The organism is bacterium, from assembly GCA_024224155.1.
In the GTDB taxonomy this organism is placed as follows: Bacteria; Acidobacteriota; Thermoanaerobaculia; order Multivoradales; family JAHEKO01; genus CALZIK01.
On record JAAENP010000319.1, the window covers coordinates 18,178 to 39,464 of the forward strand.

The window sequence follows — 21,287 nt, forward strand, 5'->3', positions numbered from 1 at the left end:
CCGCAAGGCGCGCCAGCTCCGTTCTCCGAAACTGGCAGGCTCTGAGTGCCACCCACGAGGAGGCGCTTCCGGAATCGGCCAAGGTGGTGTTCGCCGGCAACCGGGAGTGCTAGCGTCCAACAAGGGCCCAAAGGAGCTGACCATGGATCACGCCAACCCCGAGACCTACCGTTTCGACGAATATCTGGCAGCGCTGGGTGGAAACTGGCTCGAAGAGGATCCCCTCCTTCCGCGCTGGCTCGAGCGCTCGCGCCCGGCCGACGAAGAGCTGGCGCTGGTCCACAAGTTCGGCCAGGCGGCCGCTACCCGCCACCGCGAAGTCGCCGATCTCGTAGAGCAGACCGAGAACCTGCCCTATCTCGAAGCCCAGGACGCTTACAACCGACGTGCGACCGAGGTCGTGGTCCCACACGAGACCCGGGCGACCCTCGCCGAGATCCACGGCTCAGGCATCTGGAAGCAGTCCACCGACGAGCGCATCCGCTACGCGATCGTCTATCTCCTGAATCAAAACAGCGAGTTCGGCGTGACCTGTAGCACCGCTTGCACCGACGGCATGGCGCGGATTCTGCGCAGGCTCGGGGACGACCCGCGCAGCCGCACCGTGGTCGAGAAGCTCGAGACCGCGACCTCGAAGGACTGGATCCACGGCGCCCAGTTCGTAACCGAGATCCAGGGCGGAAGCGACGCCGCCACCAATGCCCTTCGGGCGGTCCCCGCGGATGACGGGCTCTACGCGCTCCATGGCCGCAAGTGGTTCTGCTCCAACCCGACCGCCGATTACTGGCTGGTCACTGCGCGCCTCGACGGGTCGCCTGCGGATCATCGGGGCGTGAGTCTGTTCTGCGTTCCGCGCCAGCGCGACGGCGCACCCGACGGCTTCACTTTTCAGCGCCTAAAGGACAAGCTCGGCACGCGGGCCTTGCCCACCGCCGAGATCGATTTCGAGGGCGCGCTGGGCTGGCCGGTGGGGCCACTCGACGCGGGTCTCAAGAACATGGTCGCAGTCGTTCTCACTACCAGCCGTGTCCACTGCGTGGTCGCGGCCGCGGCGGCCGTCCGCAGGGCCGAGCGCGAAGCCCACGCCTACGCCGCGTTCCGGCGAGCCTTCGGCAAGCGGCTCGAGGAGCACACGCTCCTCGCCGCGGCCCTGCGTCGCCTACGCGAGGCTGCCGATCGTTCCTCAGCCGGAGCCTTCGCCACCGTCGACGCCTGGGTCGAAGCGATGACACCGGACGCGGACAAGGATCTCAAGCTCCGCGCGCGTGTGCTGGTAAGCCTGGCCAAGTCCGTCAGCACACGGACCTCAAATGCATACATCTACGAAGCCATGATGACTCTCGGCGGCAACGGCATCGAAGAGCGCTTCTGCGCCCTACCGCGTCTGTGGCGCGACGCCGCCATCCTCGAGTCGTGGGAGGGCCCCTATACGTTGCTCCTGATGCAAGCGTTGGAGGACATGGTCCGCTTCGGCGTTGCCGGTCGCGAACGGGAGTTCCTCTCTCTGGGTTTGGGCGAAGCGACCGAGGGACATGTCACCGAGCTCGCCCACATCCTCGCTGCGCCGCAAGAGGAAGAGAGCATCCTGCGATGGGCGGCGCTCGCACCGCGGGTCTACCGTCGATTCGAAGAGCAGGCACTTACGGAGCTCGTCCCGGACCAGTCCTGACTCCGAAGGCCGGATCACAGATTCCAGGCCGCCCGCACGGTCAGAACGTCATCCTGCGCAACCACCGCAAGATCGCCCAACGGATCGACGCTAATGAAAAACCGGCCCTCGACCTCGAGGCTGACGCGGTCGGTCAGCCGCCGCTCCGCCTCGAGGAAGATCGCCGTCGAACGATCGTCGTGATCGATCAACGCACCGACAAGCACCGAGGTGTCCTGAATGTCGTTCAGAGCCAGCCGCGCACCGAGGAAGGTGTCCTCGTCGTAAACAGACGGGGACACAATACGCAGTTCGCTCGTAACCCCAGACGCTTCGCTGACCTGAAGAGTGGGTGCATTACGTATTGTGCGTACGGCTTCCGCGGTACCTACATCCTGCTCGGCGGCTTGAACGCGTGGAAAGACGACATCCTCTTTCCGGTGGCTCCGGCAGACGCAACGTCCGGCCAGCTCTCCGAGTTCCGCCGCACGAGTGCTGTCAGTGCCTACTTCGGCGGGTCGCCGCAAGCTCCAACGGGCAGTGAAACAGACCTCGTTCCTGTCCAAATGCCGAAGGTCGCCATGCCCGCCGCTCCACCGATTCCGACCCAGCGCAGCCGCAAAGCCAAGGAGGGCTGCTAACACGAATCGATATCCTCGCGGCCGAATCAACGTACAAGCCGCCGAGAGGAGATCATCGATGACGCAACGCCCGAGCTTGGACAGGCTTCCGGAATCCTCTACTACTACCGAGAGAGCACCGACACGATAGAGCAGGTCTCGGTCGGAGCCGACGGCGACATCCGCATGTCGCCTCCCACACAACGACCCGACGGCTCGACGATCCAGCTTCGCTTCACCCACTACAACGTCGAGCCCGACCGTTTCGAGTCGAAGATGGAGATCACCCGGGACGGCGGCGAGACCTGGGTGCCGGGCAATCATCAGGTGCTGACACGGCAGATGACCGTGCGTTCGAACACGGACTAGCGGCGTCACTCGGCAGCCCGGACAGCGCCGAGGGCGTGTAACCTCGGCCGGTGATTTCGCCGGCCGAGTCCACCTACCCGCGCCGCACCGAGGCCACCAGGCTACTACGCCTGGCCGGACCGCTCATTGTCGGGCAGCTCGCGGGGGTGCTCATGACTTTCGTCGACACGGTCATGGCGGGCCGGCTGTCGGCCGAAGCGTTGGCCTCGGTTGCGGCCGGCGCCGCGGTCTGGCACACGATCATGCTGGCCGGCATGGGGGTCCTCCTGGCAGTTTCACCCTCCGTCGCCCATCTGGAGGGCGCCGGCGAGCATCAAGAGATCGGTCCGCTGGTGCGCCAAGCGCTCTGGATCGCCGCCGGCCTCACAGTCCTTACCGTGGGCGTCGGCCTCGGCGCCGGGCCACTCCTTCGAGTCCTCGAAGTCGATCCGTCGTTGCACCCCACCATCCTCGGATATCTTCGGGCCCTCCTCTGGGGAGCACCCGCCATGTACGCCTTCCTCGCGCTCAGATTCCTGTGCGAGGGCATGGAGATCAGCCGCCCAGTCATGTACTTCGGCTTCATTGGCCTCGGGGTCAACGTGGTCGCCAACTACGGCCTCATCTACGGCCGCTGGGGACTCCCCGCCCTCGGTGCCGTGGGCTGCGGCTACGCAACCTCCGCGGTGTGGTGCACCGAATTCATCGGGCTCGTCGTCTATATCCGTCGGCACCCCAAGCTCGGCTCTCTCGGCATCTTCGACCACTTCGAATGGCCGCGAGCCGACTGGATCCGCGAGCTTCTCCGTCTGGGCGCTCCGATCGGCTTCAGCTTCTTCGTTGAAGTCAGCATGTTCGCGGGGGTGGCGCTTCTCATGGGATCGATCAGCGCTGTCGCCGTCGCCGGTCACCAGATCGCCATCAACGTCGCGTCGACCACCTTCATGGTGGCACTTGGCATCTCGCTGGCGACAACCGTGAGGGTCGGAAACGCCCTAGGCCGAGGAGATCTCGAAGGCGCGCGCCGGTCGGGGTGGCTAGGAATCCAGGTTGCTCTCGCTGTCCAAGTACTCTCGGCCGTCGTGCTCGTGACCTTTCCGCGAGCGATCGCGACGATCTACAGCGTAGACGAGGGGGTCATCGGAATCGCGGCTCAACTTCTCGTGCTGGCCGCGGTCTTCCAGCTCTCGGATGGCCTGCAAGTCTCCGCCGCGGGCGCCCTCCGCGGCCTCAAAGACACTCGCGGCCCAATGATCGTTACCGTAGTCGCCTACTGGCTGATCGGACTGCCCTTCGGCTATTGGCTCTGCTTTCACCGCGACCTCGGTCCGCGAGGATTGTGGATCGGCATCATCGGTGGGCTGACCGTAGCGGGGGTTCTGCTGGCTGCGCGCTTCCGGCAGCTGAGTCGGTCGGCGTTCTAGGGAGGTTCGGTCGACACGAAGGTCGACCGCTAGCCGAGGAAATCCACGCCCCCCCCCAGTCCCTTCGCCTTCGCCTGCTCGTAGACGATTCGCGCCACGGCGACGTCTTGAATCGCGAGACCGGTCGAATCGAAGACCGTGAGTTCGTCGCTCGCCTCCCTTCCCGGCTTCATCCCCGCCGCGACCTCGCCGAGGCTGGCGTAAAGATCTTCGACCTCGAGCTCGCCGCGGCTCAGGGCCACGTTGATCTCGCCACCGCCTTCCGCCTGGTGAAGGTCGTCGATCACTACCTTGGCATCTTTGAGGATCGCGATATCCAACTCCTGCTTGCCCGGCCCGTCGGCTCCCAGAGCGTTGATGTGCGTTCCAGGCAGGATCCAGGCTCGGTCGACGACCGGCTTACGCGACGGCGTCGAAGTGCATACGACGTCGCTGCCGGAGGCCTCCCGCGCGCTGGCAGCTCTCCCGCCGACCTCCGTGGCGAACGCCTCCGCGACATCGCTCTCGCGGTCATGAGCAACCACCTCGAGATCCTCGCCAAGGGCCACGCGCAATGCGGCGAGTGCCGTGTGCGCCTGAACCCCGCATCCAATGAAGCCAACACTCTTGGAGTCATTCCGCGCCAGGTACCTCGACGCCACGCCGGCGGCGGCACCCGTTCGGGCCGCGGTCAGGTAGGTGGCATCCATCACCGCCAGCGGTATCGCCGTTGCCGGGTCGCTCAGGATGTAGATCCCCTGCACCGTCGGCAGACCGTAGCGATGCGGGTTCTCGGGATGGGAGTTCACCCATTTCACCCCCGCCGAGCCGCTCGCATAGGATGGCATGGCCCGGAAGTCGCCGTCGTACTTCGAAAGGTCGAGATACACCTTCGCGGGCATCTGGGTCTCCCCGCGACCGAAGGCGACAAAGGCCTCCTCGACCGCCGACACCGCGCGTTCCATGGTCAAGACCGATCGAACCTCGGACTGGGTGAGAATCAGGGTTTCCATCGTCAGAGCAGTCTAGCGGAACGAGATCTCTCGGCTGCGACCAACTCTCTCGCAAAAAACCGCACGTGAAGCCCAACGGTCACTCGGCTGTCGCCACCGCTTCGACCTCCCTCAAAAACTCCACGATCGCACCAAGAACAGCTTCCTGCTGCTCGATGAACGGGAAGTGGCCGGCATCCTCGATCAGCACGAACTCAGAGGCCGGCAGGGCCTTGTGGATCGCGGCGCCGCCGAGGACGGCACCCGGTTCGGCGTCGCCGAAGAGAACCAGCGCCGGGACCATCAAGCTTTTCAGCTCCTCGTGCAGATCGAAGCTTTCGAGGTCCGCACCGAGCTTGTCGAACAGCTGGCTGCGGGCCATGTAGTCCTCGGGCACGTAGAGCTCGAGCCTGGCGAGCTTCGCCGGATCGTGGAACTGGGTCTTGAACGAGAGCTTGAGCAGCTTCTCGATCGCCTCCGGTCGCCGCTCGGCAAACGCCTCGGTCACCAGAATCGCCTGGCGCTCGGCCCTGAGCTCGTCGGTCATCATCTCCCCCAGAATTCCTTGTTCCTGGCGCCAGAGGGCCGCGCTCGCGGCCATGGTGTCCAGGAGGACCAGGGAGCTGAGATTCGACTCGTAGCGCACGGCGTAGTGCATCGCGAGCAGGCCACCCCAGGAGTGCCCCATGAGGTGGATGCGCTTCAACCCCAGGGCCTTCCGTAGCGCCTCGATGTCCTCGGCGAGGTTGGCCAGCCGCACGCTGCTCTCCTCGACCTCGGGCGCCGATCGGCCCGACAGGCGCTGATCGAAAAAGACGAGCTCGTAGTGCTCAGCCAGCGGCGCCAGATGCGGCAAGAGATAGCCGTGTTCCAGAACCGGCCCCCCATGGACGACCACTATCGGCTCGCCCGAGCCCATGCGCTTGACCCACAGCTCGGTCCCGTTAACGGCTTCGAGTCCTTCAACCGGCACGGACTCGCGGTGAGACGCGGCTCCGTTCACCAGAGCCACCAACACAAGTCCCACTGTCGTCCGTCGGCACACAGTGCAAGAATAACCCACTGCCTGGGTTGGCAATACAGCCGTCGAGCTCGGTTCGCCGGTTCTGCGCGAATGGTGCGGGGGTTCGGTCGAGATGGCTAATCGGCAAGAAAAAAGGCCGGCAGGGAACGCCCCTTCTCCGCCCTACCAGGCTCGGCTCTCGAAAGACCGACCCACGGAAACCAGGGACCCGCTGCCGCGGCTCTGCAGGACAGCGGCGAATAGTAGGCACCCTCACACCCGCCGGAAGATCGACCGCCCCACCCTTTCGAGCCCCTTTCCACCCTCGGGGAGTACCTCGTGCCCGCCGATAAGGAGAAAACCGCCGGGACACAGAACCGACACGATCCGCTCTAACACTCTCCGCTGGACGCTCGCGTCAAAGTAGGTCCAGGCCAGGTTACGGCACAAAACGAGATCGAACGGCCCCGGTGGCGCCGCTTCCCGCACGTCCTCGCATCGAAACGTGACGCCGCGACGGAGTTCCTCGCGCAGCTCGTACTCGCCGGCCGCGGTCTCCCGGAAAGCCTCGCTTCTCCGCCGCTCAGGCAGCTCTCGCAGGCATCCGGACGGGTAGACTGCCCTCCGCGCTCGTACCAGGAGGCGCTCGTCGGAGTCGGTCGCCACGACTTCCAGAGCAGCATCGGCTCGCGAGGGCGCCCCCACAACCTTCCATAGCAGGCAAAGGCTATATGGCTCCTCACCCGAAGCGCAGCCCGCGCTCCAGGCTCGGATCACCGTCCGGCTCTCGTCACGGGCGGCACCAGTGAGCACCGGTAACACCTCCCGCCCCAACGCTTCCCACATCGCCCGATCCCGAAAGAAACGCGAGATGGTGACCCGGCAGAACGAATCGAGCTGCAGCCACTCAGGGCTGGGCGTCTCTTCGGCCGCGAGTCTGCGGCGGTAGCCGTCAAGACTCTCGAGTCCGAGCTCCTCGATCCGTCTCTTGATTCGCCGGCACACCTGCCGCCGCGGCTTGCGAAAACCCTCCCAGCGCAGTCCCAGCTTGGGCAGCGCCCACTGCAGAAACGCGATGCATTCGGAATCTCGCACAGGACAAGCGTACTCGCTTCCGAATCGGCTGCGATGTGTCGCCCAGCCCTATAATCAGGAGTCCATGCTCAAAGTAACCAAGCCCCCGCAGGCACCTCGCCGATCCCGCCTCTGGCTCTTGCTGCTCGCGCTGACCGTCCTGACTGTGCCTGCCTCCGCCTTCGAGCTTCAGCTCGAAGAGATCGCCCGCTCGATTGACACGGTTTTGAATGACAGCGGCAAAGTGCGCGTGGCGGTGGTGGATTTCACGGACATCCACGGAAACCCCGAGCCGCTGGGCAGCTTCCTGGCGGAGGAGCTCTCGGTCTCTCTCGTGTCCTCGACCGCCGGATTCGAGGTGGTCGACCGGATTCATCTGCAGACGATTCTCGATGAGAGCGAGCTCAGCCGCGCGGGCGTCTTCGGGCGAGACACGACGAGGAAGCTCCGGGACCTGGCCGGCGTCGAGGCATTGGTGACGGGTCGTCTCACCCCCTCGAGCACCCGAGTCAGAGTGACCGTCAAAGTGCTCGACACCGAGACCGCTAGCCTCCTCGGCGCCGCCTCGGCGAACCTCGAGCGCGATGAGTTCCTCAACGAGCTTCTAGCCGGCTCGGACACCGGAGTCTCGGCGGCAGCGGCGGCAGCGCCGCTACCGCAGCCTGCCTCGCCCTCCGCCGAGCCCGAGATCCGGACCGACGCACCTGCGGCGACCCCTTCCAGTCCGGCCCCTGCCGAGCAGGCCCCCGCGCCACCGGCTCCGGTTTCAGCAACGAGTCCGCAGAACAAACTGGATGCGCCGGAATCGTCCTCGCCCGCGTCGGTCGTCGCGGAGTCCGAAGCCCCGGATGAGCTGTCAAGCCAGCCCCTCCCAGATGCTGCTGCCTCGCCACCTCCGGCTTCGCCTGCTCAGGGACCGATGCCTCCCGCAGTGCCACCGGCCCAGGTCCCGATCCTCGAGCCGGTAACGATCTCCGTGCAAGCGCTCCGAATTCTCGAGTCGAGCGTCCAGGTGGTGCTGGCGGTCGAGAACAACACGGCCTCGGTTCTCGAGTGGGGTGAAAGTGGCGGCAGCCGGCTTACGGACAGCCTCGGAAAACCCCTGATCTGCTCCGACTGTCCCGAGGGTGTCGACGCCGACGCCGTTCTGATTCCGGCCCGTGCCAAGGTGGAAGTGAACCTCTTCTTTGCGCACGATCCGAAGGCGGCCGCCCTCGAAGAGCGCGACGCCTTCGCCTTCTTCTTCAACGCCAAGCGCTCGCAGGCTGAGACCTTCACGGGGCCGTTTAGCCTCTCTCTCGACTATGAGTACCGCGGATCCGGCCGCAAGAAAGCCAGCCGCTCGAGCGCCTTCTTTCCTGACCTACTGGCCGGACAAGACGGCGACTGACTCACGACGTGTCTGCGGCTTACCTCCCGTTCGCAACGATGGGCTTCTACGGTACACATATCCTGCCGAAGATCGTGGATCTGACCTGCGGTCAGAAGTCGACAATGCGCCAACGCGAGAAGATCGTGCCTCTCGCCACGGGCCGCGTTCTCGATGTTGGAATCGGGTCGGGGCACAATCTTCCCTACTACGACGCCGCTCGCGTGACCAAGCTCTGGGGTCTCGACCCCGCGGCGGAAATGACCCGGATGGCCCGAGCGCGCGCTCGAACGGTGGAGTTCGAGGTCGAGTTCATCGGCCTTCCCGGGGAGGAGGTCCCTCTCGGAGACGCGAGCATCGACACCGTGGTCATCACCTATGCTCTTTGCACGATTCCGGACGCGGTCGCCGCTCTGGCGGAGGTGCGGCGCGTCCTCACGCCGAACGGCCGACTCCTCTTCTGCGAACACGGCGCTGCACCCGATCCCAAGGTGCGCCGCTGGCAGGATCGAATCAACCCGGTCTGGAAGCGCTTCGCTGGAGGTTGCCATCTGAACCGCATCATCCCTGAAACCATCGAGCAAGGCGGCTTCCGCATCGAAGAGATGCAGACGATGTATCTTCCGGGATGGCGACCCGCGAGCTTCAACTACTGGGGCAGCGCGGTGCCCGATGAACGATCAAGACTCCCTCGTGCACTCCGATGAGCAGGACTCCTCCAGCTTTTGTTCGATTCGCCAACACCCGGAGCCGGACCCTGGACCTGGTCGAGCATCTGAGCCAGGAACAGATGGACTTTTCGCCCGGCAAGGACACTTGGTCCGCGGGGCAGGTCCTCGACCATTTGATCCAGGTGGACCGCGTCTTTCGCGAGGAGTTCGAGGAGCTGCTGAATCGGTGGAAGAAGAAGGGCGGAGGCCCCGTGACCATAATTCGCTCGCTCTCCGACGCCGGCTTCTCGCTGCCCATGGTTCCCAAGGCTCTGCTGCCGCTGTTCGACGTCCCCGCGGCAATGGCCGGCGTGTTCATTCCGCGTCCATTCCGCGAAGTGGTGTTTCGTAACCGCGCGGTCCCGGCCAAGGCGCCGCGCCGGATCAAACCGACCAGGGGACGTTCAACCGGCGAGCTGCTTCGCGAGCTCAGAGACTTTGCCGACTACCTCGACGAGTTCTTCACCGGCCACCCCGACGTCGATTGGGAGCGGCTCCGCTACTACAATCCGTTGACCGGTTTTACCAACCTGCCGGGCATCTTGAGCTTCGTCGGCAGCCACGAACGCCGACACCAAGATCAGATTCGCGACATCCTGATGTCAGAGAGATTCCCCACCGCCTCATAGCCTGGCTTTCTGTTCCCCGCCCCGATGAGGACACCCCCCACGGGAGAGCAATTCTGAGCGTCATTCCCGAGGTCCGTCAAGAGCACCGAGGAATCCCTTGACTACAGCCCCGGGCGCCAGATCTCGCCCTCCAGCCGTGTGATCGGGTTCTTCGCCCGCACCAACTGCTCGAACTCTTCGCGGTGCCGGTCCATCGCAAGCGCCGAGACCAGCGCGTCGAAGGCGTCGTCGCTCGCCTCGGCGGCAGACCGCCGACTCCCTTTCACTCCAGGACAAAACTCATCCAAGAACCTCGTACGCTCGTCCCGGCGCGACTTCTTCACCCCGCCCATGAAAACTCTCGGCCAGATTTCGACCACCAGGGGCAACCGCGGCGGATCGAACGGCCAGATGGAGAACCCGGCCTCTCGTAGCTCGCGCAGCATCGGCATCCCGCGCAAGCTGCCGACACCCACCGCCCCGGGTCCTCCGATCTGAAATACCGACTTGGGCGTCCGTCCGACCTCCTCCGCGACGGCGAGATCCGTTCCTCGCAGTAGCGGTGTTCCCTTCGACGGCTTCGTGGTCCCAGGCTTGCCCCAGAACGGGAACGGGCAGTGAGTCAGCCAATCCTCGCCGCGCTGCTCCGCCTCCTTCCACACCGTTCCGACCCCTTTGTGCTTCCGCTTCTCCAAGAAGGCCGCCGGAAACGAGAACGCGAAATCCAAACCCACCACGAGCCCGGGGTTGTAGTCGGCCTCCTCGATCAAGTACGAGGCGATCGCCTCCCTCCTCCGTCCCCTCTCCAGCCGCCACACTTGTCCATTCGCCACCTCGCAGAGCCAGATCTTCAAGTGTCCTACCTTGCGATCGCCCGACCAATCTATGGCCAGGGCTCGGTTGACGGATTGGACCATCTACGGGGCCTTCCTCGAGAGAGCCAAACTGATTTCGACCCAGCCAATCTGTTCTGCCTGGGCGGCCGAGCGCAACACCCGAAAGGGTGGCGAATGAACAAAGCTCAGCATGCCGAGCCCGGGTTCTGAACCGCGGCCAGATCCACGACTTGGTCGCTTGAGCCTCATCCCTTTGAGACGCAGACCGGTCGAGCTCGGTCTGGACGGGTTTCAGGTCGCCGTCGTGTAATACCAGTGAGTCGGGGCCAGCGGACAGTACGAGCAATCTCCAGCCTGGAGCCGAAAAACACAGGCCTTCTCATCGGTGCGCAGGGAGCCGCCCAAGGCTCGCTCGAGGTCGGCCAACGGCACCAGTGACCGGCCGTCGACCTGGATCAAGTGCGCCGAGACCAGGCCCGAGCGCTGAATGGTCAGCGCGCCCTTGCGCTGGAACCAATCGACGGTCGTATACAGCTTCTCCCCATCGACTCGCAAGGTGGTAACACTCCGACCCTCGGGATCGATGGCCGACTCCAGCTCGTCCACAGGCAGGAAGAGAACGTCGTCGACCAGCACCGCCTGACCGAGGTGACGTCCGTTGATCAGCACCTCGATGTCTGCCTCGAGCGCCTGCGCGCCGCCGGCCGCAACGACCACAAGCGCAAGAATCATCAGGGTCCGCATCAAGTTGTTTTGCTTCATGAGCCTACTCCTTTCATTCGTATCGTCTTTGGAGCGGATGCTCCACTTCGTCCAGTGAGTGCCACTCAGGCCTCATTTGTTACGTTTTCGTGTCGGAAGGCATGGCACCTGGCCGAGCATTCGCAGGTCCTCCCCTCGAGTGGTGCGCCCTTCTCCGCGGAGGGTTAGGCTTCGCGGAGGTCTGGTGTACCGCGCGGGGCACCAGTGGAGGTTTCGATGTCGGGCACGGAGGCACGACGTTGCCGAGAACGCGTGAGAGTCCGACCCGACGCGCCAGGTGCGCGAAGTTGTCGAAGGCCGACCGGCCTTCAGCGACGCCGGCGTCAGCCGCCGCCCATGCGCCGCGGTGGCGGTGCCCCAACTCCACCGGCGCCAATCGCGATCGAGTTGCCCGCCGCGGCGAAAGCGACTTTTTCGCCCCTCGCACCCCACAGGCCCCGCTCCGCGGCGATAGCGCTATCTTCGAGCCTTCGGTACCTGGCGGCGCGCTCGCACGGCCCGAGCCGGAGCAGGCCGAGACCACCCGCGATGACCTCGGCGGCGTAGTCCTTGCCGCTGGCCAGAGTCACGTAGACGACACGGTGCCCTTCCCGGTCCCGCTGGGGTGGCGAGGTCTCCGCGAGGCAGACCTCGTTGTTCTTGCGCAGCCCGAGCTCTATGGAACTCAAGGCTGTGCGACCGAACCAGCCGAGCTCGGCGAAGCGATGTCGCGTGTCCGGAGCGTCCAGACAGGCGACGTGGACCGACTCCGCCTCCCCGCCGATCCGGACCTCGAGGGTCTCGCTATTGATCAGGGCAGTGACCCTCCCTTTGACACACGGGGTCTCGTCACCGCCGTCCGCAACCGCATCGGCCTCGGGCACCGGCCCCCTCGGCGGCACCTCCATGCGGCCGTTCAACTGCCAGGTGACAAAAGCGCTGGTGGCCAGGTCAACGTCGGCATACGGTATCGAGACGAGGGTGCCCCCGACCTTGCGGAAGATCACCCGGCCTTGACGCTGGTCCCAGCCGCCTTCGATCGGCTCCAGACCACCTCCCAGATAAACCAACCAGTCGTCGGCCGATGCCGGGGCGACCCAACAAGAGGCCAATACGGCGACGAGGAGCGGCAGTCGTCGCAAGCTGCGGCAGTCGAAGTTCATACCAACGTCCCCCGATCGGGCGGCGCCTCCAGCATACGGGACGGCTTTCCTTACTTCTGTCGACTGCTGCACTGCCTCGCTTTGTCATTCTGGGGAACAGACCCACCTGTCGAGGTGGTGACTCGCCCCCCTTACCCAACCTAGGCTGGCCTTCGTGGGACAACAGAACTCGCGGTTCAGATGGCCCGTCGCCTTTGAGCAGCGGCTGGAGGCTCCGGCTGAGCAAGTCTGGCCGGTGATCTCCGCGCCGGGCAACCTGGAGAAGTTTCACCCGTTTTGCAAGCGCAATCCGGTGGAGAAATGGCCGGGCGCCGAGTCCCGCGATGCGATCCACTACTACAGCGGGTTGGTGCTCGAGCGCCACTTCACCCGATGGGTCGACAGCGTCGGCTACGATCTCGAGCTCTTCCAGGAGAGGCGCCCGAGAGCAACCGTGACCTGGCGCCTCTCGCCCGTCGACCCACACTCGAGCCTGCTACGCATAACCGTCAAGCCCGACATCCCCCATGGCTGGCCCGTGGCAGTACGCTGGCTTCCGCATTTCACGTTCGTGCGGCCGGTCCTCAAGAGGTACCTCCGGTTGGCGCTCGGGGGCCTGGCCTGGCATGTCGCGACCGGGCAGCCCGTGCGGCGAAACCAGTTCGGCAGGCTGTGGGGGTTTTGAAGACCGGCGCGGCCCGCTCGCGGAGAGGCGCCACCGGCGGCCTGCGATCGGTGCGGTTCTCACCGACGAAAGATCTGTCGGCACGGTGGCCGACCGCTACAATGGGTGAGCCCAAGACGGCCGGGGCTTCACCGCTCGTTTGACCATTCCTCTCCATCCTCCGGAGGTGGCCGCAATGCTCCTCAACCCGAAGCAAGGTGTTCGCGAATACCCGGACGAAGCGAGTCACGAGACGATGCTCGCGGTGATCGATTTTTTCGAGAGCAAGGGCCTGGCGCGCATCAAACACGACGACCATGAGCGGGTCTGGTACCGGGACTTCCTCGACTTCGCAAAGGAGAAGCGTCTCTTCTCCACCTTTCTCACGCCGCCCGAGTATGGCGACGAGGGCTGCCGCTGGGATACCTGGCGCAACTGCGAGCTCAACGAGATTCTCGGCTTTTACGGGCTGGCCTACTGGTACACCTGGCAGGTGACGATCCTGGGCCTCGGCCCGATCTGGATAAGCGGCAACGAGGAGATCAAGCGCAAAACAGCGCGGCTCTTGCGAGACGGCGGCATCTTCGCGTTTGGTCTCTCGGAGAAAGAGCACGGAGCCGACCTCTACTCGAGCGAGATGACGCTCCATCCCCAGGACGACGGGGGCTACCTTGCGCGGGGGGAGAAGTACTACATCGGCAACGGCAACGAGGCCGCGCTGGTTTCGGTCTTCGGGAAAGTCGCCGATTCGGACGACTACGTCTTCTTCGTCGTGGATCCTCGCCACGAGAAGTACGAGTGCGTCAAGAACGTCTGCAACTCCCAGAACTACGTGTCGCACTTCGCGCTCCACGACTACCCCATCACCGAGGCGGACGTCCTGTCGCGCGGTCGCGAGGCCTGGGACACCTCGCTCAATACGGTGAACGTCGGCAAGTTCAACCTGGGCTGGGCCTCGATCGGTATCTGCACTCATGCCTTCTACGAAGCGATCGACCACGCGTCCTCGCGTCGGCTCTTCGACCATTCGGTCACCGACTTTCCCCACATCCGGCAGTTCTTCACCGACGCCTACTGCCGACTCGTTGCCATGAAGCTCTTCGCTCTCAGAGGATCCGATTACCTGCGCACGGCTTCCTCCGACGACCGCCGCTATCTCCTCTACGATCCGCTGGTCAAGATGAAGGTGACCAGCCAGGGCGAGGAGGTGGTGAACCTGCTATGGGACATCATCGCGGCCAAGGGGTTCGAGAAGGACATGTACTTCGAGATGGCGGCACGCGACATCCGGGCTCTGCCCAAGCTCGAGGGCACCGTGCACGTCAACACGGCGCTGGTCATCAAGTTCATGAAGAACTATTTCTTCAACCCGGCGACCTTCCCCGAGATCCCCGAAGTCCGAGAGCCGCGTCACGACGCGTTTCTCTTCGCGCAGGGCCCTACCAAGGGCCTCGGCAAGATCCGCTTCCACGATTACCGACCGGTCTACAACCGCGTTGATCTCGCCAACGTCCGCGTCTTCAAGAAGCAGATCCGGACATTCAAGCATCTGCTGATGGCGGCCCGCCCCGACAAGGAACAGATCAAGGACATCGACTTTCTTCTGATCCTGGGAGAGCTCTTCACACTTGTGGTGTACGGCCAGCTCATTCTCGAGAACGCACCCGTTCACTCCGTGGAAGACGACGTCACCGACCAGATCTTCGACTTCCTTGTTCGCGATTTCTCCAAGTTCGCGCTCCAGCTCTATTCGAAGACCTCGAGCACGGCGAGGCAGCGATTCTTCTGCCGGCGCATGATTCGCAAGCCGGTGGTCGACGACGCCCGTTTCGAGCGGGTGTGGAAAAAGCACGTGTACCCGCTCAGGGGCGCGTATCGGATGAGTGAGTGAAACGAGCTGCTCCAGGCTAGCTCGCTGTGCGAACCCGCTCGGCTAGCCGTCCGCCGAGTCCTTTCGCGCGCCGAGGGCCTCCACCAGCCCGCGGGCCAGGCGCTCGGCCTGCGATCCGTCGGGATCACGCTGCGGGTTGAACTCTGTCACCACCACGGCGGCACACGCGGGAGCCGCGATGAAGATCCTGAGCGCGGCGAACGCGGAGTCGATGTCGAGACCGCGGGGGTGATGCACATCGCCGGCGGGAAGGTCCGTGACGTCGACGTCGAAGTGCACGAGGATCGCGTCCGACCGGCTTTCCAGAGCAGCGAGCGCGTCTTGGGCGGCCGCCGCGGGATCCTTCCGGATCTGCCCCAACGGGTACATCGACATGCGCGAACCCCGGAGGACCTCGAGCTCGGGAGCGTCGATCCAACCGGAGTCCACGTCGTATCCGAAGAGCACGATGTCCTCCTCCGACAGCAGGGGTCTCCGCGGCCCGATGCCGGCCAGATCGGGCTCGCCCCGACCGAGAACGTGTGCCAGAACCATCCCATCGAAGATCCCCGACTGCGTGGTCTCGGGTGTGTTGAGGTCCACGTCGCCGTCGAAGTACATCAGACCGAGGCGCGAATGGTGGCGGACAAGGCCGGCGATCACTCCCAAGGTCAAACTGCAGTCGCCCCCCAACACCAGTGGCAATCGACGATCCGCCAGGGCCCGGTCGACGCGGTGTGCCACCTGCCGGGCAACCTCAAGAACCGGGCCGACGTTCTGTCGCCGCGGGTGCTCGGGGTCCGGGACGAAGGAGACCTTGGGAAGGTCGCCCAGGTCGGTAACGTCCAGCTCCCGTGCCCACAACCGCCCGAGCAGACCGGCGGCCCGGAACGCGTCCGGTCCCTTCTCCTGCCCGGTCTGGCGCGCGCCGGCGCTCGACGGCACGCCGATCAGTGCCAAGCGTGGCATCGGCATCAGCCCCAACGATACATCACGTGTCGACCTTGGGCTCGCCCGGGGGCAGCCTTGGACACACGGTCGACACCCCTCGCTCCGCTCGAGGGCAGGCGAAGCTCGACCGCTACCGCGCCACGTCGTCCGAGGACATGTCGACGGTCACCATGAAGCCGGTCGTGCCGTTGAACTCGAAGGCCTTGTCGCCGACCTTCCAGGTTTCGACCTCGTTGGGCATCATCTTGAAACCGTCGTTGCGCGCGGCGGCGAAGTAGGCGATGTTCTCGAGCTTGCCGGTCTCGCCGCCCATACCGGGCCACTTGTTGAGGATGGTGTGCGCGTGCGCGCCGCCGGCGAGCTTGGCTTCGGCGCGGTCCTCGGTGGCCATCCATTCGATCTCGGCGTCCTCGGCGACCTCGAACGACTTCCACTTGACGGGAAAGATATGGCCCAACGCCGTGGCAACACCTGCTTTCTGGGCGTCGGTCGTACCGGGCTGGAAGGTCACGACGGCCCATTCGGTCTCGCCGTTCTCCCAGTTCGCTCCCAGGTCGCCGGCGACCCAGAACTTGACTCCGGCGAGATCGGTATCCCCGTGATGCCCCTCGTTGACCTTGTAGGCCATGTTGAACTTGCAGAAGTGCTCGCCATCGTGGTCCGGATGAGAGGCGGGCTCGGTGTTGAAATAGCACTGGCAGAACATCGGACAGCTGCAGGCTTCAATGACGGTGCCGTTGAAGTGCCAGTCGGCGCCCTCGGTCGCGCGCAGCATGGGCGCCGCGACGAGCAAAACAGCGATGACCGCGACCGCGGTCGCCGAGAGCAGAAGTGATTTGGTTCGACTCATGAAACAGGCCTCCTTGTAAGGTCGGGTGCGTGCCGGTACGCCGACCCGAGAGGTCGAAGAAGCTCCTACCAGAACCTCGCCGACTTGATTCGATTGATCGGCCGACGATACCCCTTCGCATCGAAAGAGGTCAAGAATAACAATAGGTGACAGCGCCGCCTCGACGCTACTCCATCTCGCGCACCATCTCTTCGGCCTCCTCGACCGTGTCGATGTCTTTGGCCAGGGAGAGTCCTTCCAACAGCGGCAACCGGCCCCTGCGCTCCGGATAGCGGCGGCGATGCCGGTATCTGACGAAGATGTTGCGTAGCCGGTAGGCCAGCTCCTCGGAGGTGCTGGTCCCTTTCCCCAGATGGACTCCCAGCAGAATGCTGTGGACGACCACCGTGAGGGTGATGGTCGGCAATCTCAGGCCCAGTAGGTGGCGGAGATCCTGGAGGAGAAGCCCGCCGAAGATATGGCTCAGGATCAACCACAGCCGATAGAGCACGGGCCGGTTGCGGCTGCGGTAGGCGAGGTTGAATGAGCTGTAGACGAGCGGCAGGCGGACGGCTTCCGGGTCGGCCACGACGACATGCCCGGGCAGCGAAGCTCTCGGCCCGGCGCCGCGGCGCGGCGCGATCCGATACTCCGGCTTCCAGGCCGAGGCGCCGAGCTCCTGCCTTCCCTCTGGGGCCAGGATCATCGGGAACCAGAAGTCCAGCGGCGCGTTCGAGTAGTAGTCCTCGAACAGGCGATGAAGCTCCCCGACCTCGGGGAGGATGTCGCAGGCCGTAATTGCGAGCGAGCGACCCGGGCAGTCGCGGGTAGCGGCGGTAATCGCCGCCTCGATGTTTTCGCCAAAGCTGCCGTCGGTGTCTATGACCTGGGCCGGTCCGCAGGTTTCGCCGTAAACCTGTCGGGGCCCGGCGACGTAGAGCGGCTCGAAGAGTGCGCTTTCTACGAGCCGCTCGAGCAGGATGTCGATGAGGGCCCGGCCGGAGATCTCGATGTCGACTCCCTTGTAACCGCTCAGCGAGTGGAGACCCTGGACGTCTTCGGGCAGCGTACCCGGCCGCCGGTCGCTGCCGGCGAGGACAATCAAAGGCAGAGTCGGGCGTCCGTCAGTGTGCATCGCGCGTGGCATATTCGAACACGACCGGCCCGGCCGTGGCCAGTGGGATTCGGTCGGCACCCTTCTCTTCGCTCGAGGGCAAGCGGAGGTCGACCGCACCTGAGCTTGCCTCTCCCTCTACCCATGGCTCGCGAAGAGGCGGTACCGGCGTCTCCCACTTGCCTGGCGCTATGATTCCGCCATGACTCGTTCCTTGTTCGACGATCCATCCGACGGCCAGCCGGCGCGAGCCGGCCGCACCTCCGGTCCTCTCGCCGACCGCATGCGCCCCCGCGGCCTGGATGAGGTCGTGGGCCAGGAGAAGCTGGTCGGCGCGAAGGGGTTCCTGCGCCGGGCAATTCTGGAGGATCGGGTACCCTCGCTCATTCTGTGGGGGCCGCCGGGATCGGGCAAGACGACGATCGCCGAGATCATGGCGCGGGAGACGTCGAGCCGCTTCGTACCGTTTTCGGCGGTGACCTCGGGGATCAAGGAGGTCAAGGCGGTGATGGCGGATGCCGAGCGGCTCCGCCGGTCTCAGGGGCAGCGGACGCTTCTGTTCGTCGATGAGATTCACCGGTTCAACCGTGCGCAGCAGGATGCCTTTCTCCCCTACGTCGAACGCGGAGACATCATCCTGGTGGGCGCGACGACGGAGAATCCTTCGTTCGAGTTGAACGGCGCGCTCTTGTCGCGATGCCGGGTGGTGGTTCTCGAGTCGCTCACGATCGAAGCGCTGGTGACGATCCTCGGGCGCGCTCTCGCCGATCGCGAGCGCGGCCCCTTCGCAAAAGCACCGTCCTCCGGGGTCGGGGCTGGCGCTGGCGCCGAGGCCCCCGTCGAAACGGATATCCAGATCGGACCCGAGGCACTCGAGGAGATCGCCCAGCTGGCGTCTGGTGACGCGCGCAAGGCGCTGAACCTACTCGAGCTCGCGGTGGCCGATGCCGCGGCTCGGGGCAACGAAGTCGGTGAGACGAGGATTGGCGCGGACGCCGTACGCGAGATCTCGCAACGCAAGACCCTGCTCTACGACAAGTCGGGCGAAGAGCACTTCAATCTCATCTCCGCGCTTCACAAGTCGCTGCGCGAGAGCGATCCGGACGCAGCCCTCTACTGGCTGGCCAGAATGCTGGCCGCGGGCGAAGACCCGCTCTATCTCGCCCGGCGCATGGTGCGATTCGCAAGCGAAGACGTGGGATTGGCCGACCCCGAGGCCCTGCCTCAGGCGCTGGCCGCCTGGGACACCTACCAACGGCTGGGCTCGCCCGAGGGCGAGCTGGCACTGGCCCAGGCGGCGATCTACCTGGCGCTCGCGCCCAAGAGCAACGCGGTCTACGCCGGCTACAAGGCGGTCCGGCGAACGATCGAAGAGCGCCCGGCCGATCCCGTACCCATGTCGATCAGGAACGCGCCGACCGGCCTCATGAAGGAGGTCGGATACGGCGAAGGGCACGTCTACGCTCACGCCACCGAAGAAGGCATGGGTGGGATGGAGTGCCTGCCGGACTCGTTGGCGGGGAGCCGGTTCTACGAGCCGCGAGGGAGCGGGTTCGAGAAGAAGCTGCGGGAGAGGCTGAAGCGGTTTCGCCAAGTGAGAACAAGGGTGCAGGGGCGCGTCTCCTGATGCCTCTCGCACCACTCGTTCTCCTCGCGCTCGCCGTCCTGATCGTCGGAGAGGTGCGAGAGTACCGCCCGGATCAAGGCCGGCACCGAGACGCGCGACTGGCCCTGGGAGGTCTGGTCCTCTGCTACGCCGCGCCGGTTCTTGTGGGCATTGCCTTTCTCCGCGAGATGTTCCTCGCAGTCCAGGGGGCCGCGGGCTTCGGAATGTGACGCGTCGTCCTAGGCTAGGGAGCCGACTCCGGAGGTTCCTCCTTTTCCTCTTCTTCCGCGAGCCGTTCGAGCTCGTCTTTGAGCGAACCCACCGTGGCGAAGAACTCGGCCGGCGATCGTGTCGCGAGCCACCTGGCCCCGACCGGTTTGAGCTCCGAAGCCAGCTGCGGGTTCGGCGAGAAGTCATCGCCCCCGGCGAACTCCATCACGCCAACGAAACCGAAGACAACCGCCACCGTGAGCGCGGCGGCGGTGGCGCGTCGCGCCGGTGCCATCGTCGATGCGACGCTCAGGTGCGCGTAGATCAAGCCTACCGAGACCAGCGCGGCGGCGATCCATTCGGCCACTTCGAAGGCGGAACCGGTCGACAAGAAGAAGTCCAGGTACTCGAAGCCCGTACTCAGCAGAGTAAACAGAACAGCCGCAACCGAGATCACGGTCCAGTGGGCCATGAAGCGAAACTCGTGCGACACGAGGCGGTTGCCGAGCGCCCAGAGCCCCGCCCACACGAGCAACAGGCACAGGGCCACGGCCAGGCTACTCAGCAGGTGAGACGCCTCGACCTGCCCATAGAGCTCGAAAAAGTCGGCGGCAAAGAGCGTAACCAGGGCAGTGGCGATCGCTGCCACCTTGGCCCAGGTGCCGGCGAAGAGCTTGGCTACGCCGCCGTCGTCGTGCCCGGCCGCCGGAGCCACCGGTTGTCTGGGAGTGCAAAAGCGCAGCCGGGTGTGGCCGATACGAACCTCGGTTCCCGCCTCGAGCTTCAAGCTCCTGACGCGTCGTCGAGGGCCGTCGGCGAAGACGCCGTTGCGGCTGTCTCGATCCTCGAGTCTCAGCCCGTCCTCGGTCTGCCGGACGATCAAGTGCTCTGGATCCGCCAGACGGTCGTCCACGATCACGTCGTTGCTGTAGGCCCGGCCGATCGTGAGCGGGAAACGACTGATTCGCTCCCGGCGACGCACGCGTCCCCGGCGATCCAGCACCTCGACAAAGATCACGGGTTCCATCGAATCGCCCCCAGGTAGCTCTCTGCCAATTCGCGTCCCTTGTCGAGGGTTACGCCGGCCAGCACCAAAGTCGTCTCCAGCCCGCTCCGAGTCTCCCCCACCGAGGCCGCCTTGAAGACGACGTCGTACAGTCGGTCGAGCTTTTTGTATCGACGCGCGCAGAAAGCCACCTTGAGCGTCAGATCATTGGCTTTCACGAAACCCGACTCGCAGCGAAAGGACGTCACTTCCTTCTCGCCGCTCCAGATCCAACCGTAGTGCCTGCCGTAGAGATCGGTGAGCAGCTGGTAGAAGCGAAAGCGATTGAGCTTCTCGGTCGTCGCGACCCGGTGGCGAAAACTGACGATCCCGGATCGATGCATGTGCGAGATGAACAGCTCATCGTCGGTCCCACATTGGTGAACCATCACTTCGTACGGCTCTTCCTCAACGCGCTCGGCGTCCGCCCAGCAGTTGAAGAACGGCGCCGGCTCTGTCGGCAGCTCGTAGGACCCGAGCTGACCGGTCTTGCCGGAGGCGACA

The 21,287-nt window shown here is 64.8% G+C and carries 22 protein-coding genes; 10 read left to right on the top strand and 12 right to left on the bottom strand.

Annotation, left to right across the window (positions count from 1 at the left end):
• The first annotated feature begins 142 nt into the window (after positions 1–142).
• Complete coding sequence (locus GY769_16775; GenBank protein ID MCP4203575.1) at positions 143–1,669, top strand: hypothetical protein; 1,527 nt, start codon at positions 143–145, stop codon at positions 1,667–1,669.
• 14 nt (positions 1,670–1,683) lie between these two features.
• Here GY769_16775 and GY769_16780 read toward each other — a convergent pair whose 3' ends face one another.
• Positions 1,684–1,950 carry a hypothetical protein gene (locus GY769_16780; GenBank protein MCP4203576.1) on the bottom strand — a complete coding sequence of 89 codons (267 nt, stop codon included), beginning with the start codon at positions 1,948–1,950 and terminating at the stop codon, positions 1,684–1,686.
• Positions 1,951–2,454: 504 nt separating this feature from the next.
• Between GY769_16780 and GY769_16785 the strand changes: the two genes are divergently transcribed.
• Both GY769_16785 and GY769_16790 read left to right on the top strand, forming a co-directional pair.
• Positions 2,455–2,637 (top strand): hypothetical protein, encoded by a 183-nt coding sequence (locus GY769_16785; protein MCP4203577.1) that lies wholly within the window; start codon positions 2,455–2,457, stop codon positions 2,635–2,637.
• Positions 2,638–2,789: 152 nt separating this feature from the next.
• A complete protein-coding gene (locus tag GY769_16790) occupies positions 2,790–4,040 on the top strand; it encodes an MATE family efflux transporter (protein ID MCP4203578.1) in 1,251 nt (416 codons plus the stop codon).
• A 29-nt stretch (positions 4,041–4,069) separates the two neighbouring features.
• Here GY769_16790 and GY769_16795 read toward each other — a convergent pair whose 3' ends face one another.
• The 3 genes from GY769_16795 to GY769_16805 all read right to left on the bottom strand — a co-directional run bounded on the left by GY769_16795 (position 4,070) and on the right by GY769_16805 (position 7,109).
• Positions 4,070–5,032 (bottom strand): ornithine cyclodeaminase family protein, encoded by a 963-nt coding sequence (locus GY769_16795; GenBank protein MCP4203579.1) that lies wholly within the window; start codon positions 5,030–5,032, stop codon positions 4,070–4,072.
• A 79-nt stretch (positions 5,033–5,111) separates the two neighbouring features.
• Positions 5,112–6,014, bottom strand: a complete 903-nt coding sequence (locus GY769_16800) for an alpha/beta fold hydrolase (protein ID MCP4203580.1) — start codon at positions 6,012–6,014, stop codon at positions 5,112–5,114.
• Positions 6,015–6,287: 273 nt separating this feature from the next.
• Complete coding sequence (locus GY769_16805; protein MCP4203581.1) at positions 6,288–7,109, bottom strand: protein-glutamate O-methyltransferase CheR; 822 nt, start codon at positions 7,107–7,109, stop codon at positions 6,288–6,290.
• 64 nt (positions 7,110–7,173) lie between these two features.
• Between GY769_16805 and GY769_16810 the strand changes: the two genes are divergently transcribed.
• From GY769_16810 to GY769_16820, 3 genes are read left to right on the top strand one after another with little or no spacing between them, the layout of a single operon-like run.
• Complete coding sequence (locus tag GY769_16810) at positions 7,174–8,478, top strand: hypothetical protein (protein ID MCP4203582.1); 1,305 nt, start codon at positions 7,174–7,176, stop codon at positions 8,476–8,478.
• Positions 8,479–8,516: 38 nt separating this feature from the next.
• On the top strand, positions 8,517–9,164 hold the full coding sequence (locus GY769_16815; protein MCP4203583.1) for a class I SAM-dependent methyltransferase: 648 nt from the start codon (positions 8,517–8,519) through the stop codon (positions 9,162–9,164).
• A complete protein-coding gene (locus GY769_16820) occupies positions 9,161–9,796 on the top strand; it encodes a DinB family protein (GenBank protein ID MCP4203584.1) in 636 nt (211 codons plus the stop codon). The genes GY769_16815 and GY769_16820 overlap by 4 nt, the downstream gene beginning before the upstream one ends.
• A gap of 101 nt (positions 9,797–9,897) precedes the next feature.
• Here the strand turns inward: GY769_16820 and GY769_16825 are convergent, their stop codons facing one another.
• From GY769_16825 to GY769_16835, 3 genes are all read right to left on the bottom strand, one after another.
• Positions 9,898–10,692 carry a DUF429 domain-containing protein gene (locus tag GY769_16825; GenBank protein MCP4203585.1) on the bottom strand — a complete coding sequence of 265 codons (795 nt, stop codon included), beginning with the start codon at positions 10,690–10,692 and terminating at the stop codon, positions 9,898–9,900.
• Between the two features lie 210 nt (positions 10,693–10,902).
• The gene (locus GY769_16830; protein ID MCP4203586.1) at positions 10,903–11,373 is read right to left on the bottom strand and encodes a hypothetical protein; all 471 of its coding nucleotides are present in this window, start codon (positions 11,371–11,373) and stop codon (positions 10,903–10,905) included.
• Positions 11,374–11,696: 323 nt separating this feature from the next.
• Positions 11,697–12,515, bottom strand: coding sequence for a hypothetical protein (locus tag GY769_16835; GenBank protein MCP4203587.1), 819 nt, complete (start codon positions 12,513–12,515; stop codon positions 11,697–11,699).
• Positions 12,516–12,669: 154 nt separating this feature from the next.
• Between GY769_16835 and GY769_16840 the strand changes: the two genes are divergently transcribed.
• Positions 12,670–13,179 (top strand): hypothetical protein, encoded by a 510-nt coding sequence (locus GY769_16840; GenBank protein MCP4203588.1) that lies wholly within the window; start codon positions 12,670–12,672, stop codon positions 13,177–13,179.
• A gap of 235 nt (positions 13,180–13,414) precedes the next feature.
• Complete coding sequence (locus tag GY769_16845; protein ID MCP4203589.1) at positions 13,415–15,049, top strand: acyl-CoA dehydrogenase; 1,635 nt, start codon at positions 13,415–13,417, stop codon at positions 15,047–15,049.
• Positions 15,050–15,091: 42 nt separating this feature from the next.
• Here GY769_16845 and GY769_16850 read toward each other — a convergent pair whose 3' ends face one another.
• The 3 genes from GY769_16850 to GY769_16860 form a co-directional block, all read right to left on the bottom strand.
• The gene (locus tag GY769_16850) at positions 15,092–15,997 is read right to left on the bottom strand and encodes an arginase family protein (protein ID MCP4203590.1); all 906 of its coding nucleotides are present in this window, start codon (positions 15,995–15,997) and stop codon (positions 15,092–15,094) included.
• Positions 15,998–16,109: 112 nt separating this feature from the next.
• Entirely contained in the window at positions 16,110–16,829 is a 720-nt protein-coding gene (locus tag GY769_16855; GenBank protein MCP4203591.1) for a DUF1326 domain-containing protein, read from the bottom strand.
• A gap of 166 nt (positions 16,830–16,995) precedes the next feature.
• Complete coding sequence (locus tag GY769_16860) at positions 16,996–17,943, bottom strand: hypothetical protein (GenBank protein MCP4203592.1); 948 nt, start codon at positions 17,941–17,943, stop codon at positions 16,996–16,998.
• A gap of 181 nt (positions 17,944–18,124) precedes the next feature.
• Between GY769_16860 and GY769_16865 the strand changes: the two genes are divergently transcribed.
• Both GY769_16865 and GY769_16870 read left to right on the top strand, forming a co-directional pair.
• Entirely contained in the window at positions 18,125–19,549 is a 1,425-nt protein-coding gene (locus GY769_16865) for a replication-associated recombination protein A (protein MCP4203593.1), read from the top strand.
• On the top strand, positions 19,549–19,758 hold the full coding sequence (locus GY769_16870; protein MCP4203594.1) for a hypothetical protein: 210 nt from the start codon (positions 19,549–19,551) through the stop codon (positions 19,756–19,758). Before GY769_16865 ends, GY769_16870 begins: the two co-directional genes overlap by 1 nt.
• Positions 19,759–19,772: 14 nt before the next feature.
• On the opposite strand, the gene GY769_16875 is transcribed toward GY769_16870, so the two are convergent.
• Both GY769_16875 and GY769_16880 read right to left on the bottom strand, forming a co-directional pair.
• Positions 19,773–20,765: an FHA domain-containing protein gene (locus GY769_16875; protein MCP4203595.1), complete on the bottom strand. Its 993-nt coding sequence runs from the start codon at positions 20,763–20,765 to the stop codon at positions 19,773–19,775.
• On the bottom strand, positions 20,753–21,287 hold a 535-nt coding region (locus GY769_16880), incomplete at its 5' end, for a serine protease (GenBank protein MCP4203596.1). The genes GY769_16880 and GY769_16875, both read right to left, overlap by 13 nt.